At 62.6% G+C, this 470-nt stretch carries 1 protein-coding gene; it reads right to left on the bottom strand.

Features of this window, described 5'->3' with window-relative positions; all coding sequences use genetic code 11:
- Positions 1-383: sulfite exporter TauE/SafE family protein (locus D7V77_RS42495; protein WP_199734009.1), on the bottom strand; the 383-nt coding region annotated here is incomplete at its 3' end.
- Positions 384-470 lie beyond the last annotated feature (87 nt).

The following is a 470-nucleotide window of genomic DNA, read 5'->3' as shown; positions in this document are numbered from 1 at the left end:
GGCGTGTTGCGCCTGCGAAGCATGGCGATGCCGACAACGATCATAGCCACAGCAAACAGCGCCAACAGGCTCCTGCCGTCGAACGCCTTGCCCAAGCTGGAACCCAGGTATGCGCCCGCGATCCCCGCCAGAGCGAAGACCGAGGCACAAGGCCAGCGAACGTTCCCTCTACGGGCATGTATCACCAGATTCGACACCGCATTGACCGCTACTGCCAGGGCGCTGGTGCCGATAGCCACATGCGGATCTCCCACTCCGACCACGTAGAGCATCAGTGGTACCGCCAGGATGGATCCGCCCCCACCGACCACGCCCAGGACGAAGCCGACCAGGACGCCAGACAGGCCGCCCAGAACCAACTGCAGCAGAGATAGCGCTTCCATATGTCAGTCGCCGGACGCCGGGCCTTGCTGCAGCCGTGTTGCGATGGAAGAAAGGTCATAGCCTGCATCCGAAGCAACAGACAGAAC

Source organism: Corallococcus sp. CA041A (genome assembly GCF_003612075.1).
GTDB lineage: Bacteria > Myxococcota > Myxococcia > Myxococcales > Myxococcaceae > Corallococcus > Corallococcus exiguus.
Note: the sequence above shows the minus strand (reverse complement) of the source record. Positions and strands in the feature narration are given on the sequence as shown.